At 47.6% G+C, this 14,451-nt stretch carries 20 protein-coding genes; 6 read left to right on the forward strand and 14 right to left on the reverse strand.

The window, feature by feature from the left end:
- Window positions 1–103 precede the first annotated feature (103 nt).
- A complete protein-coding gene (locus tag MHI30_RS11275) occupies window positions 104–814 on the forward strand; it encodes a class I SAM-dependent methyltransferase (RefSeq protein ID WP_003182736.1) in 711 nt (236 codons plus the stop codon).
- Window positions 815–908: 94 nt separating this feature from the next.
- A complete protein-coding gene (locus MHI30_RS11280) occupies window positions 909–1,163 on the forward strand; it encodes a hypothetical protein (protein WP_003182737.1) in 255 nt (84 codons plus the stop codon).
- A gap of 35 nt (window positions 1,164–1,198) precedes the next feature.
- Here the strand turns inward: MHI30_RS11280 and MHI30_RS11285 are convergent, their stop codons facing one another.
- Together MHI30_RS11285 and deoD are read right to left on the reverse strand one after the other, a co-directional pair.
- Window positions 1,199–2,020: a M15 family metallopeptidase gene (locus tag MHI30_RS11285; protein ID WP_003182740.1), complete on the reverse strand. Its 822-nt coding sequence runs from the start codon at window positions 2,018–2,020 to the stop codon at window positions 1,199–1,201.
- A gap of 33 nt (window positions 2,021–2,053) precedes the next feature.
- Window positions 2,054–2,752 carry a purine-nucleoside phosphorylase gene (gene deoD, locus MHI30_RS11290; RefSeq protein ID WP_003182742.1) on the reverse strand — a complete coding sequence of 233 codons (699 nt, stop codon included), beginning with the start codon at window positions 2,750–2,752 and terminating at the stop codon, window positions 2,054–2,056.
- Between the two features lie 209 nt (window positions 2,753–2,961).
- On the opposite strand from deoD, the gene MHI30_RS11295 reads away from it, so the two are divergent.
- From MHI30_RS11295 to MHI30_RS11305, 3 genes are all read left to right on the forward strand, one after another.
- Window positions 2,962–3,969, forward strand: a complete 1,008-nt coding sequence (locus tag MHI30_RS11295) for a permease (protein ID WP_003182744.1) — start codon at window positions 2,962–2,964, stop codon at window positions 3,967–3,969.
- 16 nt (window positions 3,970–3,985) lie between these two features.
- The gene (locus MHI30_RS11300) at window positions 3,986–4,858 is read left to right on the forward strand and encodes a TIGR03943 family protein (protein ID WP_026699186.1); all 873 of its coding nucleotides are present in this window, start codon (window positions 3,986–3,988) and stop codon (window positions 4,856–4,858) included.
- Window positions 4,859–4,928: 70 nt separating this feature from the next.
- Entirely contained in the window at window positions 4,929–5,060 is a 132-nt protein-coding gene (locus tag MHI30_RS11305; protein WP_011198055.1) for a hypothetical protein, read from the forward strand.
- A gap of 37 nt (window positions 5,061–5,097) precedes the next feature.
- On the opposite strand, the gene MHI30_RS11310 is transcribed toward MHI30_RS11305, so the two are convergent.
- The 3 genes from MHI30_RS11310 to MHI30_RS11320 form a co-directional block, all read right to left on the reverse strand.
- Entirely contained in the window at window positions 5,098–5,409 is a 312-nt protein-coding gene (locus MHI30_RS11310; protein ID WP_031314648.1) for a YodL domain-containing protein, read from the reverse strand.
- 63 nt (window positions 5,410–5,472) lie between these two features.
- Window positions 5,473–6,084 (reverse strand): phosphatase PAP2 family protein, encoded by a 612-nt coding sequence (locus MHI30_RS11315; protein ID WP_025804732.1) that lies wholly within the window; start codon window positions 6,082–6,084, stop codon window positions 5,473–5,475.
- A gap of 110 nt (window positions 6,085–6,194) precedes the next feature.
- On the reverse strand, window positions 6,195–6,365 hold the full coding sequence (locus tag MHI30_RS11320; protein WP_003182754.1) for a YozD family protein: 171 nt from the start codon (window positions 6,363–6,365) through the stop codon (window positions 6,195–6,197).
- A gap of 122 nt (window positions 6,366–6,487) precedes the next feature.
- On the opposite strand from MHI30_RS11320, the gene MHI30_RS11325 reads away from it, so the two are divergent.
- Window positions 6,488–6,610 (forward strand): hypothetical protein, encoded by a 123-nt coding sequence (locus MHI30_RS11325; RefSeq protein ID WP_095324178.1) that lies wholly within the window; start codon window positions 6,488–6,490, stop codon window positions 6,608–6,610.
- On the opposite strand, the gene MHI30_RS11330 is transcribed toward MHI30_RS11325, so the two are convergent.
- The 9 genes from MHI30_RS11330 to MHI30_RS11370 form a co-directional block, all read right to left on the reverse strand.
- Window positions 6,603–7,283 carry a hypothetical protein gene (locus tag MHI30_RS11330; RefSeq protein ID WP_003182758.1) on the reverse strand — a complete coding sequence of 227 codons (681 nt, stop codon included), beginning with the start codon at window positions 7,281–7,283 and terminating at the stop codon, window positions 6,603–6,605. The genes MHI30_RS11325 and MHI30_RS11330 overlap by 8 nt on opposite strands.
- Window positions 7,284–7,445: 162 nt before the next feature.
- On the reverse strand, window positions 7,446–7,667 hold the full coding sequence (locus MHI30_RS11335) for a YozE family protein (protein ID WP_026699185.1): 222 nt from the start codon (window positions 7,665–7,667) through the stop codon (window positions 7,446–7,448).
- 105 nt (window positions 7,668–7,772) lie between these two features.
- Window positions 7,773–8,054: a YokU family protein gene (locus MHI30_RS11340; protein ID WP_003182761.1), complete on the reverse strand. Its 282-nt coding sequence runs from the start codon at window positions 8,052–8,054 to the stop codon at window positions 7,773–7,775.
- Window positions 8,051–9,460: a lysine 2,3-aminomutase gene (gene ablA / locus MHI30_RS11345; RefSeq protein ID WP_003182762.1), complete on the reverse strand. Its 1,410-nt coding sequence runs from the start codon at window positions 9,458–9,460 to the stop codon at window positions 8,051–8,053. The genes MHI30_RS11340 and ablA overlap by 4 nt, the downstream gene beginning before the upstream one ends.
- Before the next feature lie 98 nt (window positions 9,461–9,558).
- Complete coding sequence (gene ablB, locus MHI30_RS11350; protein ID WP_003182763.1) at window positions 9,559–10,392, reverse strand: putative beta-lysine N-acetyltransferase; 834 nt, start codon at window positions 10,390–10,392, stop codon at window positions 9,559–9,561.
- A 28-nt stretch (window positions 10,393–10,420) separates the two neighbouring features.
- Window positions 10,421–11,689: a peptidase gene (locus tag MHI30_RS11355; RefSeq protein ID WP_003182765.1), complete on the reverse strand. Its 1,269-nt coding sequence runs from the start codon at window positions 11,687–11,689 to the stop codon at window positions 10,421–10,423.
- Between the two features lie 13 nt (window positions 11,690–11,702).
- Window positions 11,703–12,356: a 3-oxoacid CoA-transferase subunit B gene (locus MHI30_RS11360; protein WP_003182767.1), complete on the reverse strand. Its 654-nt coding sequence runs from the start codon at window positions 12,354–12,356 to the stop codon at window positions 11,703–11,705.
- A complete protein-coding gene (locus tag MHI30_RS11365; RefSeq protein WP_003182769.1) occupies window positions 12,338–13,030 on the reverse strand; it encodes a CoA transferase subunit A in 693 nt (230 codons plus the stop codon). Before MHI30_RS11365 ends, MHI30_RS11360 begins: the two co-directional genes overlap by 19 nt.
- Window positions 13,027–14,367, reverse strand: coding sequence for an aspartate aminotransferase family protein (locus tag MHI30_RS11370; protein ID WP_075754193.1), 1,341 nt, complete (start codon window positions 14,365–14,367; stop codon window positions 13,027–13,029). Before MHI30_RS11370 ends, MHI30_RS11365 begins: the two co-directional genes overlap by 4 nt.
- Window positions 14,368–14,451 lie beyond the last annotated feature (84 nt).

The raw sequence follows: 14,451 nt of genomic DNA on the forward strand, positions 1-14,451 counted from the left end.
CTCGAATCACTTAAATACCGATTTTTCCGGGATGCTGGCATTCGATCGTTTTCAACCATTATTCCGCTTTTGCATATGCATACAAAAAAGGAGGGATCTCAATTTGAGCGATTATTTAGACATGCTCGCCAGCTTCGGCGTCTCATCCGCTCATCCCGGCGGGATGTCCCTGTCAAAGGCAGTGCTCGCCAAAGCCGGCATCGACCCTGAGCAGCCGATTCTTGATGCAGGCTGCGGAACCGGCCAGACCGCCGCTTATTTGGGTCAGCTGCTGTTTCCTGTCACTGCCCTTGATGCCGACCCGGTCATGATCGATAAAGCCCGACAGCGTTTTAAAAAAGAACAGCTTTCCATTCCGGCTGTCCGCTCTCCACTTGAGGAAATGCCGTTTCAGTCTGAAAGCTTTGCCTGTGTATTAACTGAATCTGTGCTGAGCTTCACAAATATCCGGTCTGCTTTACAGGAAATCCGGCGGATTTTAAAACCCGGAGGGATGCTGGTCGCGATCGAAGTCTGCCTTAAGGAAGGAAACGCACTGACAGACGAAGCAAAAAAAGAAATCACGGAATTTTACGGATTCACCGCATTATATGACGAGGATGAGTGGGTCAATGTCCTTCGAGAAGAAGGATTTTCAAAGATTGACATCATTCCTGTCGTATTGGAAGATGCAGGAGACCCGGATGACGCCGTTGAAATGGATCTGTCGCCTGCAATTTCCGACAAAGACTATGAAACGATGGAAAAACACCTGCATTACCTGGAAAAATACCGGGACTCTCTCGATCATATTATTTTTATATCACATCTATAAATCATCATTTGTCCTCCTTCTTTCGTCCAACCTTTTCTATTAAATCCGTCATAAGCTGACTAGGAATAGATTAGATGATGGAAGGAGCATTCAAGTGGACCGATATTATAGGTTTTGCCACCAAAATATTGGCAGAGTTGCGAGAATCACCGACAAAGGAGGCCGCGTCCATGTCGGAAGAATCGTCCGTGTTTCACCAAGCAAAGTATATATTGCCCCGATGATCAGACGGGGAGGCCGCGGGTTCGCCTACGGATATTACGGCGGCTGGTGGGGTTGGGGCCCTGTATACGGACTTGGCCTCGGTCTAATTGCCGGTGTGGCTCTTGCAGGCTTGTTTTTTTGGTAATATGAAAAGGCCGATTGATATCGGCCCTTTCATTTTTATATCTTTTTCACCTGTTTAAAATACTCTTCAAGCGTCAAGTCGTGTTCTTGGATGGCTTTAGCCGCTTTTTTTCCTACATAGCGCAGGTGCCAAGGTTCATACTTATATTTCGTGATGTCTTCTTTATTTTTCGGATAGCGGATGATATAGCCGTATTTGTAGGCGTTCTTCTCGACCCATTGTCCGTCTTTCGTATTGCCGAATTCCTCTGATAAGGCGAAGCCGTTGCTTTTGCTGGAAATATCCATCGCAAGTCCTGTCTGATGCTCGCTTTGGCCCGGATATGCCACAGCTTCTTTCGCCTTTTCTTCTCCCTTTTGGCTGACTTCGTTGTTATAGATCGCTTTTTGTCTGTCATAGGATCTGTAGCCGGACACTGCAACGAGTTCATAGCCTTCTTTCTTAGCGGCGCTGAACATCTCTTCAAGCGCTTTGGCGGCTTCTTTTCTGATATAACGCTTGTCGATATCCTCGGTAAAAGAAAACGCGACATCAGGCACTGTCAGGTCGCTCGGTGCATAGTTGCCGGGAAGCGCGTATTCTTTATTTACAAGCGCCATTATGTTTTCCGGATTTTGAATCGTCGGCAGCCCGTCTACATCTTTTATTTGATTAAAGTACTTGCTCTCGAGTATGAAGTCCTGATCTTCCAGGCTGCTGTCTGACTTTTGGTCTTTTGCATCCTTGCTTGCATTTGCAGTATTCTGTGTTTTAGCCGTGTCATTTTGCTTCTGTTCGGTCATGGTACATCCTGTGCCAAGCAGGACCGCTGCACTCAGCAATGAAGCAATCGTCACGTATTTGTACTTTCCGTTCATTCGAATCCATCCTTTTTCAGTGCATGTATGCTTTTACAAAGCAGTATCCAGAGCCAGCAGAATCATATCATTAAAGGTCGTCTGTCTTTCTTCTGCCGTTGTTTCCTCGCCGGTAATGACGTGATCGCTGACCGTTAAAATGGAGAGGGCTTTTCGGCCGAATTTCGCAGCCAATGTATAAAGCGCCGTCGTTTCCATCTCGACCGCAAGCACTCCGTGTTTGGCAAGCTTCTCAATTTGGCTGTCGTCGTTATAGAATTGATCCGCCGTAAACACATTCCCTGCCGTAACCGGGATGTTCCGCTCACTTGCAGCGTCATAAGCAGCTTTTAGCAGGCCGAAGTCCGCGCAGGGCGCAAAGTCGATCGAGCCGAATGCCACTCTGTTGATTTGCGAATCGGTTGATGAAGTCATTGCCAGAATGACATCTCTTACATTGACGTCTTTTCTGATCGCACCGCACGAGCCGACGCGGATCAGGTTTTTCACATCATAGCTTCTGATCAGTTCATTGACATAAATTGAAATAGACGGCACACCCATGCCCGTCCCCTGAACGGAAACGCGCTTTCCTTTATAAGTGCCGGTAAACCCGTACATTCCCCGTACTTCGTTATAACATTCAACGTTTTCCAAATATGTATCAGCGATATATTTTGCGCGCAGCGGGTCTCCTGGAAGCAGCACCGTTTCTGCAATTTGTCCTTTTTCTGCGCCAATATGTACGCTCATGATTATTCCTCCTGCCTTTTTAAAGCTGATTGGTGATGATGATTGCAGCATCCACTCGCATATGTATTATAAACCAACATCGCGGAAAAAGAAAATAAAGCCCTGCTCCGATTCGGCATCATTCTTTTTCTTGTCATGTTTAAAAAAGGACAGGCATACCTTTAAAAAAGAATCATTACGATTAGCTATTTCAGGATGGAGGAAAAGCGATGTTTCGTTCACTTAACAGTTATTTAATCGACTTTACCGGGCTTGTTGTCATCGGTGTTCTGATATGCCTTGTGTCAGCCGGCGGGTCGCTCGCCTCAGGCCTCCCCTTCCAGATTCCGGCTTCCGTTCTGCAGCTGAATACGATTTTCATCAGCATTTTAATCGAAGCCCTTCCCTTTGTGTTAATCGGAGTATTAATCGCCGGTTTCATCCAGATCTTTGTTACTGAAGAGCATATTCGCTCCCTTTTTCCGAAAAACAGGTTTTCAGGAGTGATTGTCAGCTGTTTGCTCGGCGCTTGTTTTCCGGCTTGCGAATGCGGGATTGTCCCGATCGTGAGAAGGCTCGTGTCAAAAGGCGTTCCCATCTATGCCGGCGTCGGCTTTCTGTTGACGGGTCCGCTGATCAATCCGATTGTCGTCTTATCCACTTATATGGCTTTTGGCAATGACTTGCGAATGGCCGTTTTAAGGGTTGCCGTCGGTTTTGCCGCAGCGGTCATCATCGCTTTTGCGATCAGCATGATGTTCCGCTCGAGCCAGCTGAAAACGGAAAGCCGGCAGACAGCTGCACACTGCGCCCATTCCGGCAGACCATCCCCTTTTTCGGAAAAGCTCTTTGATATGCTGAAACATGCTGTTGACGAATTCTTTGATATGGGGAGGTTTCTGATTATCGGCGCTTTAGTTGCAGCGCTTGTGCAAACATACCTCCCGTTAAAATCGCTGTTTGTGTTCGGAGGGGGCATGCTTGACTCGGCATTGGTCATGATGGGGCTGGCTTACTTTTTATCGCTGTGCTCTGAAGCGGATGCATTTATCGGCGCTTCCTTCACCAATTTGTTTCCTTCCTCATCCATCCTTGCTTTTCTCGTTTACGGGCCGATGCTCGACTTAAAAAATACGGTCATGATGCTGCATGCGTTTAAGCCGAAGTTCGTCATTTGTTTGTCTGTCCTGATCACCGTTGTTGTCTTTGTTTGTATCAAAGTTGTCAGTTTGCTGTAGAAAGGAGGTTTTACCAATGGTTTTTCAGCTTCGGCAATTTTTGCGCGCACTTGTGCTGGCTGCCTTTTCCGTCTTTATTTTCAAGCTCCATTACACAGGGGAAATTGATAAGCTGATTAATCCTAAATACGATTACACCAGCCTCATCGCCGCAGGTGTGTTCGCGTTTCTGTTCATCATTCAGCTGACCAGGATCTGGACGGTGAAGGATGACCGCGCTGGGGATTGCGGCTGCGGGCATGATCATGGCGAGTCAAAGCCCTTTTTCATCAGGCTGATGCATTATGCCGTCATCGCTCTTCCCCTCATCACCGGATTCACCCTTTCCCCGGCTGTACTGAAGTCGTCTGTCGCCGCCAATAAAGGGACGATGCTCACCAAAACGGAGATCGCCCCTCAAACTGAAGGCGAAAAGGAACATGTCATGACACCGGAGATTCAGCAAGGACTCGCCGATTCAGCGATGACGAAGTCGGCGTATGACAGGAAGATGGATCAGTTTAAACAGGAAAAGCGGATTGTCATGAATGACGACATGTTTGCAGACTATTATGATGAAGTGACAAGCAATCTTGATCACTATATTGGAAAGGAGATCACGGTCAAAGGCTTCGTCCATAAGGAAGCGGGGCTGAGCGCACGCCAGCTCGTGCTGTCCCGATTTATGATCACGCACTGCATCGCAGACGCCAGCCTGATCGGATTTCTCGCCGAATGGAACGGTGCTGAGCAATTGCAGCCTGACACATGGATTGAATTGGAAGGAACGCTTGGCAAAGCGTCTTATAACGGCTCTGTCATCCCGATCATCCGCACGAAGCGATGGAAGGAGATCAGCGAGCCGGAGCAGCCGTATGTCTATCCGGCCGCGATTAGTATGACAGATTAAAGACAGCTTTCTCCTGGATAAATAACGGGGCGTTTAGTCATCCTATTTTTTAGGAAGGAGGTCATAAATGATGGGCAAAAAACAGCGAAACAGAGTCACCGGATTGAAAAAAAACAACCACATCCCGACAAAGGACGTCATCGCGGCAGAGGATGCGCATGAAAAGGAATACAGCGCCAGAAAAAGAAAAAATACAACATAAAAAAACTGCGGACAGCGCTTCCGCAGTTTTTCACTTCTTACGAAGACTGCAGCAAAATGCGGTTGATTTTGCTCCACCCCGTAGACAGCAGTTTATAATAGGTTTTTCCCTTTCTTCCTTCATCGATTAAAACGATGTCGCCAGTTGCAAGAAATCTCGCCTTATAATCATTCGGCACCGTGTCATAAACATTGAAAGTGGAAAACGTCCGTTCCAGCACATCTTCATGGGTTCTGCCGTTTATTTCCGTTCTGTAAACCATCTCGTATCCCTTATCTTCACCAAAGCAAGGCGTTTGAAAAATCGTCACATCATAAGGTATCAGCTTTTTTTTAAACAGTTGAAACATTAACGGCAATACAGATCCCTCCTTTTTTTATAAAATTGGCGCTTCGGGGCTCAATCCCTTTGACTACTTTTGTCGAACAAGCGGGTACTTTTCGCCAATTTTTTTGAAGATGAAAAACAGCGCGAGACCGAGCGAAAAACCTGAGATAACATCAGTCATGTAATGAACGCCGAGATACATGCGGCTGATTCCGATGAGTCCGACGAGAAGGCCGGTCCACACGTAAACCGCGCGACTGTGTTTTTGAAAAAAAGGAATGCAGAGCAAAAGGAGAAATGCGATAAACGGATACATGCTCGCCGCATTCATCGAATGGCCGCTCGGAAAGCTGTATGACGGTTCGTGCACGAGCGGGTTTATCGCGGGCCGCTCTCTGGCAATCCAGCCTTTTAAGGCTTCATTGGCCGTTCTTTCAACAAAAAACAGCAAATAAAGATACAGTGATGCCGCTGCTTTTTTATAGACGGCGAGAACCAGGGTTAAAGCAAGCATCAGCGGCAGCATGAAGCCGCTTGACCCCAGCTCTGTCAGCGCTTTAAAAACCGCTGTGAGAACCGGATGTCTGACAGACTCGAGAGCCTGTATCACGCTCACATCAAATGATTGAACCGCCGGGATGCGGATAAGAATGGCCATGATGACAAAGACAGCTGCTGAAAATAGTGCTTTATACATTAGAAAAGTCAGTGCCTCCTTGACATTGTTTTTAAACATTTTACACCCGGCTCCCCTGCCGGGCAAATAATATAGGAAAAACCGGAGCAGGTCCGCCCCGGTCTCCATTTTCAATCCTCTATATGCTCATCTATCATACATTTTGCAATCAGATAATCAAAGGTGATATCGGCAATTTCGAACAGTTCGTCCTCGTTCGGTATGTAGCCTCTTCTTGTCAGCTCTAGATAAAAAAAATCAGCGATTTCTTCTGTATCTATCATCAGTTCAATTTCTTTCATTGTGATCGCCTCCTTATTCTGATGTATGAGCTGGCATTCGGTTTTATAACCGGTTTGTCATAATGTTTGTCCTCTTTCATATACATGTCGTAACAAGACAAAAGCCGGAAGGGGAAAAGAAAATGATCCAAAAAACGCTTGGAGAAGGGTTTGACCTGGTATTGGGGAAGGTCTTGAAAGCCATGTTCGCTCTTATTGTGTTCGGCTGTTTTCCTTATTTCTTATATTTGTTGTTTATCATTTGAAATATTCTTTCAGGCTGCTTAACACAAACTCCATCATATCTTTATATTCCGCATCCTGAAACATTTCATACAATACTTTATAGTCATTGTAGATATCAAGCAGTTCATCCACGACAGTAACTGCCATATTGCGCTCATGATCCTGCTCCTCGGAATCACCGGAAAATGGCAAAAACACTTTTTCAGATATCGGTTCATCAAGCTCTTGTCCGGCTTCGCCGACATAATGAACAAACAGAAGCTGATGGACGAACTGGTCCATTTCGTAGGTTCTAAGCACGAGCGTTAAATCTTCTTCTTCAGTTTCAAGCCATTCTCCGTCTTTCAAACGGGTCAGCTCGTAAATGATATCTTCCCAGCCATCCTCCACATATCTCCAAATTTCCGTTCTGTGCCCGGTGATTTTAAACAATTCTTTGCCGTAATCTTTTACATAGACGACATCTCCGATTAAAAATTCATATTCGATGTCAAGCTTTTCCGTATCGACAATGACCCCGTCATAATCTTTGTAAAGTTGAAGAGAAGTCTCGAAATAAAGCACTTCATTATGATTGACTTCATACAAAAAATGCTTATCGATTTTATGAACTTTTGTAATCGTTCCGACCGTCCCGTACATCACGACGACGACCACATCCCCGACTTTGAATTTAGGCGCGTTTGACTTCATTTGGATTCCCCCTTGCCTTGAAGCTTCCGTGTTACGCTTATCGTATGCTGAGTGCTGTCAATTCGCATGGGCTAAGGCTACAAGGCCCGATGAGTTTTCCGAAAAGCCCAGTCGGCTCGAACGAACGCAAAAAAACCGCAGTTCTGAACAACTGCGGTTTTTTTATCGCTTTGTTTCCGAAATATATCGTTCCCAAGCCTCATCAAATGTCGTCATTGACGATAAATAATCCCCATTAAGCTCAAGGTAAGAGCTGATTTCATCGTAATGAGTTGATGCCTTGGGAAATCCGTGATCAAGGTAAGCATGGTTCGCGAATTCGCTGATCGCGTCCTTCGGTTTCGGATGGCGGTATTTCACTAAATAATGGTAAAAAGACTTCACGGTCTCCCCTCCTGTCCTCTTTTGATGTTCTATTATACAGGCCGTCTGAAAAAATACAAACAAAAAACCCGTTGAAACACGCAAAAAAACCGGCAAAAGCCGGCTTCATGAGGAAAAGTCAAAGTAATTCCGCTTCAGTATGCGCTCTGTTTTCATCAGCGCATCATATGAAACGGACGATGGCAGTTTTTTTGTATCAATCAAGAGCAGCTGATTTTCAATTTCCCAGGTGACACTGTCCTCCTGATAGACCATCCCGCACCCTTCGCATTCCACCGCAGGTGTGTCGGTGATTTCAATCGCTTTCGTCCCGTCGGGAAGCTCCCAATATACCGCCGTGCGGGCTGCCGCGGCTTTTTCTTCATTGCACCATTCACACTTCTTCATTGCGCATGCCCCTCAGCTTCACCTTCTTTCTTTTGCTGGGCAAGGAATTTCTTTTCTTTCAATTCATCGCGCTTTGCCCGGCGGCTTTTCAATGTTTCATGATCAGGCCTCTTGGAATAGCTTTCTCTTCTCTCGAGCCGTTTTAAGCCGTCCGGTGTGTATGAAAGAGCTTGATCCGCATAGATTGCCGATATGCCGATCTCCTCTTTTTCCTTCATCACATCAGGGAAGATTTCGGCAAAATAGTCGTCCGCTCTCCCCGGAACATAGTTTTCAGGCTCAGGATACGACGTAATGACGCCTTCAAAATTGCGGAGCACGACTTTATCGGGGCTTTGCGAAATCAAGTAATTCGGCTGGATGGCGATTTTCCCGCCTCCGCCCGGCGCGTCAACGACAAAGGTCGGCACTGCATAGCCGCTCGTGTGGCCGCGCAAGCCTTCAATGATTTCAAGCCCCTTTGATACAGGCGCTCGGAAATGGCCGATTCCTTCAGACAAGTCGCATTGATAAATATAATACGGACGGACTCTGATTTTCACCAAATCATGCATCAGCTTTTTCATAATGGAAACGCTGTCATTAATGCCTGCCAAAATAACGGCTTGATTGCCGACCGGCACCCCGGCATTGACCAGCTTCTCACAGGCTTCCTTCGCTTCCTTCGTGATTTCAATGCTCGTGTTGAAATGCGTATTCAGCCAGACGGGATGATACTTTTTCAAAATGCTGCATAGCTTGTCGGTAATCCGCTGCGGGAAGACGACTGGGGCCCTTGTGCCGATCCGAATGATTTCCACGTGCGGAATGGCGCGGAGGTTTTTCAAAATATATTCAAGGATCTGGTCGTTAATGAGGAGGCCGTCCCCGCCTGATATCAGCACATCCCTGACATCAGGCGTATCCCGAATATAGCCGATCGCCTGATCGAGCTGCTTTTTCGGCACGCCCATGCCGATTTGCCCGGAAAAACGCCGCCTTGTACAGTATCTGCAATACATCGAGCATTGATTAGTGACGAGAAACAAAACCCGGTCCGGATAGCGGTGGGTTAAGCCGGGGACAGGCGAATCTTCATCCTCATGAAGGGGATCTTCAAGGTCGTATTTTGTTTTGTGCATTTCTTCTGCGAGCGGCACCGACTGCATTCTGATCGGACAGCGCGGATCATCCGGATTCATCAGTGAGGCGTAATACGGCGTGATATTTAAAGGGATCGTCTTTGTGGAGATTCGCACCCCTTCTTCTTCCTCTTTCGTAAGATTGACGACTTTTTTCAAATCTTCAAGCGTTCTGACGGTGTTGGTCAGCTGCCATATCCAGTCGTTCCATTTTTCCTCGGGAACATCTTTCCAAAGCTCAATATCCTTCCAGTGCCTTTTCGGCTTAAACAGACCGTTTTCCATCTTCCATCCCCCTATCAGCATTTTCCCTATACTTTTCAGGTTATGTGACCGGCATGAAAAGTGTCTCTTCAAATGTAAAACCCGCGGAAGACCACTTTTTAAGACCGGCTTAAATTTTTGCACCAGATGTTCATATTCTCAATGCTTCTATAAATGAGGCAGTTGTTCAAAAGCCGGCCCCTGTATGAGTATGATAAATGATAAAGACTGGCGTTCATTCCGAAAGAAGCCGCTCTTGCGATTGAAAAAACGCAAAAGATGCCCGATTGCTTCAAGTCGGTTTCAAGCTCGGCAATCAACCGCCTCGTCAATGAAAAGCCCCTGTATTCCGGCAGGACGGCGCAGTCGGTTATTTCCGCATTCCCCAAAGCGGGATTAACGTCTGCGCCTGCTGATGCAATGACTTTTTCGCCGTCAAAAGCGAGGTAGTAAACAGCCCCCTTTCCCATCGCTTCCTTGAGATATGCCGAATCTGAAACAGGTGCGGGATATACAGGAAAGACGCTGTTGTAGAGGTCGGCGAGAACAGGCGCATCAACAGAGACGGCCCGCCTGATTTTAAAGGAAGCGTTTTGGATCTCGGCGATGCGGGGTGTGCTGAACAGCTCTGCCAGCATTTGATCCTGCATAAGCCAGTCAGCGGTTTTTCGCCTGTCTTCTTTTACATATTTTACGAACACGTCAGCATCATGCCCGTTAAAGTATCCGTCGATTTTCCCTTCCGGTTCAAACGTCCGCTCAAGCAATGCGTCTCTGTCAGTCGTTTTGGTGAAAATGATAATTTTCCCTATATCATGTTTTTTTGCTTCTTTCAGTATGTCGGGAAAAAATGAACACACATTGCCTTCATAATTGACAATTCTGATCCTTTTGCTGAACAAGTCGACATCCGCTTCAAGCGTGCAGCTGTCATTGCTCCATTTTTTCACCATGATTTAACCTCCGAAACGGCTGATCTTTTCACCTTTCATAATCACACCAATTCATAATAAACAGGCTGATGATCTTGGCTGACTGGATCAGGGCGTCTTTTTCAATGTATTCGTTTGCCTGGTGGGCCATTTTCGTTTCTCCCGGCCCGAAGACGATGACAGGGGTGCCTCCGGCGTGCGACAATATTCCGCCGTCTGTCGCCCACGGGGAAGCTTCGATGAGCGGAGCCTCTGCCGTGATGGTTTGATAGGCGGATTTCAGCACTTTCGTCAGTTCATGGTCTTCAGCCAAATCGTTAGGAAGCCACATGGCGCCGAACCATTCTATATCAACAGGATAGTGCTTAAACCATTCATCATGGTACTGAAGATCGTTGAGCCAGTTTTCAAGCTCGGACTGGACGGCTTCAGGGGATTCGTTCGGAGCGATTCCGCACCTTCCTTCCAGTGTCACCGTGTCGGCAACCGACGAAGGCCAGGCGCCTCCGTTGATCGTGCCGATGTTGATCGGGACCGGAATCGGGATATTGTCATACAAAGAATCTGTTATTCTCTTATTCCTGACCTGTTCAAGCTGGCGGAGCGATTGAATGACAAGCATGCTTTTTTCGATGGCGCTGACGCCTTCATATCTTGTGCCGCCGTGCGCAGAAAGCCCTTTGACCGTGATTCTGAACCACATTGAGCCCTGCTGTTTAATAAACATTTTCATATTTGTCGGCTCGGGAATCAAAGCGCCGTCCGCTTTGTAGCCCCTCATTACGGCCGCAAGCGTCCCGGCTCCGCCACACTCCTCGTCTACGACACTTTGAAAAATAAGGTCTCCTTTTAGTTGAACCCCGCATTGCTCCAGCGCTTCCATCGCGATTAAAAGAGCGGTATTGCCGCCTTTCATGTCAGTTGTGCCTCGGCCGTATATCCGCCCCTGCTTCACAACCGGCTGAAAAGGCTCCGTCTCCCAGTCTTTTCTGTTTCCTTCAGGCACGACATCGATGTGTCCGTTTAAGATCAGCGATTTCCCGCCGCCCTTTCCTTTTTTAACAGCCGCAATATTCGGGCTTTCTTTAAAGCTTGTTCTGTCTGATTTAAACAGCGGATGCTGTTCCAACTGCTTTATGCTTGGCTCCCAGACATCGATTTCAGCTTCGAATTGCCTCAATTTCTCCAGGACGACGGCCTGGGCGTTAAATTCTCGGCCCATCGTGCTTTTTTCTCCGACGAGTTTTTTCAAAAGGCGAATCGCTTTTTGCTCATGCGAATCGATCCAATCGCACACTTTTCTCTCTATGTTCTCCATCCAATTCCTCCTCTTACGAAAGCGGCCCGTCGATCCGGATCTTTCCCTCCGTCAGCCGCAGCACATCATCAAGATCCTCTTCATTCATCAGCTCTTGTAATACAAAACCGCCGCTGTCAATGGTGATCACGGCTTTTTCTGTAATTACCATGTCGACGCAGCCTTTTGCTGTCAGCGGCAGAGTACAGTCAGCGACAAGTTTGGGTGCACCGTTTTTATCGGTATGGCTCATCACGACAATGACTTTTTTCGCCTTTTGGGCAAGCTCCATCGCCCCTCCCATTCCAGGAACCTTTTTGCCTGGGACGATCCAGTTGGCCAGATCTCCTGACTGGCTGACCTGCAGAGAACCAAGAATGGTGACATCAATCGCACCCTTTCTGATCATGCCGAACGACAGAGCTGAATCAAAATAAGAAGCGCCTTTTACTACGGTGACAGGCCAGCCTGCCGCATTGCAAAGATTCTCATCTTCCTTTCCTTTTTCAGGCGATCCGCCGATGCCGAGAAGCCCGTTTTCAGATTGGATCATTACGGAAGTGCCCGGGTCTAAAAAGTTGGGAACTAAAGACGGAATGCCAATGCCCAGATTGACAATCATTCCGCTTTTGATTTCGCGGGCCGCCCGTTTCGCGATTCTCTCCCGCTCTATGACTCCCAAACCCATTTCCAGTTCACCCCTTCCGTTTCAGCTACACCTTCGACAAAAACACCGGGTGTTACAATTTCTTCTTCATCGAGCTCTCCAATGGGAACGATCCGCTCGACCTCGGCAAATGTCCGATCAGCAGCCATCGCCATAAGCGGGTTCATGTTGCGAGCCGTTTTGTCGTAGATGATATTGCCGAATTCATCGGCGGTTTTTCCATAAATGAAAGCGTATTCCGCACTCAAGGCTTCCTCGGCAAGGTATGCGCGTCCGTTTAATGAAACGATATTCTTTCCTTGGCGCACCATGTCATTATCGATCCCGATATCGGTCAAAATGCCGCCAAGACCTGTGCCGCCCGCACGAATTCGTTCGGCCAGCGTACCTTGCGGAGAAAATTCAACGGCGAGAAAACCGTCGGTCATTTGTTTTCCCGCAACGGGATTTGAACCGATATGAGAAGCGATCAGCCGCCTTACGCGGTTATTGACGATTAATGGGCCGATCCCGATGCCGGGAAATCCTGCATCATTGCATATGACCGTTAAATTTTTTACGCCTTTTTTCAAAATCGCCCGGATGAAAGAAGGCGGTGAACCGACTCCCCCAAATCCGCCAAACATGACGGTCGCTTCGTCTTTCAAATCGGCAATGGCATCTTCAACAGCAATACGTTTGTTCGGCATCGTCATCTTTCGCGCATCACCTTTTCCGCTTGTTTTTCAATCTCGTGTACGGCATGTTTAAATATATGAATGAGTTCTTCCAGCTCTTGATCCGATATCGTAAGGGGCGGCGCAATGATGACCGCATCTCCCCCGCCGCCGTCAATACCCGCCTGGGACGGATAAAGAAGCAGGCCTCTTTTTTTCGCTTCGGAAATGACGAGAGCCGACACCGGCATTGATGAAGGAAATGTCTTTTTGCTTTTTCGATCAGCGACAAATTCAATCCCGAGAAGAAGCCCCTTGCCCCGAACGTCGCCAATGATGCTCGACTGTTTCATGACTTCTTTCAGCATCTTTTTCAGCTTTTCCCCTTTTAGCCCGGCTTGTTTAACAAGATCGTGCTTCAAAATGTAGCGGAGAACGGCGAGCGCCGCACGGGCTGAAAAAGGGTTTGCGCTGTACGTATGTCCGCTCATGATGACTCCTGAGCCGTTTTTGACCGTTTCCATGATGTCATCGGATATGACCGCTGCGGCAATCGGTGAATACCCTGCGCTCATCCCCTTGCCGAGTACGGCAATATCCGGGGTCACACCCCAATGTTCAATCGCCAGCAACCGGCCGGTTCTTCCCATCCCGCTCATGACTTCATCCGCGATAAAAAGAATTTCATTTTCTTCGCAAATCTCTTTTACTTTTTTGTAATAACCATCAGGTGCTGTTATGGCTGCTCCAGCAGCCCCGATGACGGGTTCGGCCACGAAGCCCGCGATGAATTGCTTGCCGATCCTTTTAACGGCGAGCTCGATTTCTTTCACGCACGCTTCCTGGCATTCGGGATGAGAAAGCCGGCATCTGTAGCAGTTTGGCGCGGAAGCGGCGGGATACTTGTGCAGCATGTGAGTAAACCTGTAGCGGCGCTCATAAAATCCCGACAGCGACAGGGCTCCGTTTGTAATTCCGTGATAGCTGTTCCATCTTGAAAGGAAAATCGTTTTGTCATTTTGCCCCTTTTCCTGCCAGTATTGAACGGCGATTTTCATAGCGGTTTCAACAGCTTCCGACCCGCTGTTGACAAAAAAAGACCAATTCAGATCACCCGGCAGCCATTCAGCAAGGAGTTCGGCAAGCTGTTCAGCCGGTTCACTCGTAAACTGTGAACGGTAGACAAATGAAACGGCATCAAGCTGTTCTTTGAGAGTCGCAATCACTTCTTGTACACCGTGCCCGAGATTGCAGGTAACAGCCCCTGAACAACCGTCAAGGTACCGCTTTCCGGAATTGTCGACAATCCAGCTTCCTTTTGCATACTGAACGACCGGATAGCTTGCGTGCAAATCCGGCTTAATCAAAAACGACATGAAAACTCCCCCCTTCCCCAATGAGAGGTTTTTCTTTACATTATATGAATGGGGAAAAGGCGGCATTCTCTTTTCAAGCGGAAA

Origin of the sequence: Bacillus sp. FSL L8-0528, assembly GCF_038593085.1 — a bacterium.
In the GTDB taxonomy this organism is placed as follows: domain Bacteria; phylum Bacillota; class Bacilli; order Bacillales; family Bacillaceae; genus Bacillus; species Bacillus paralicheniformis.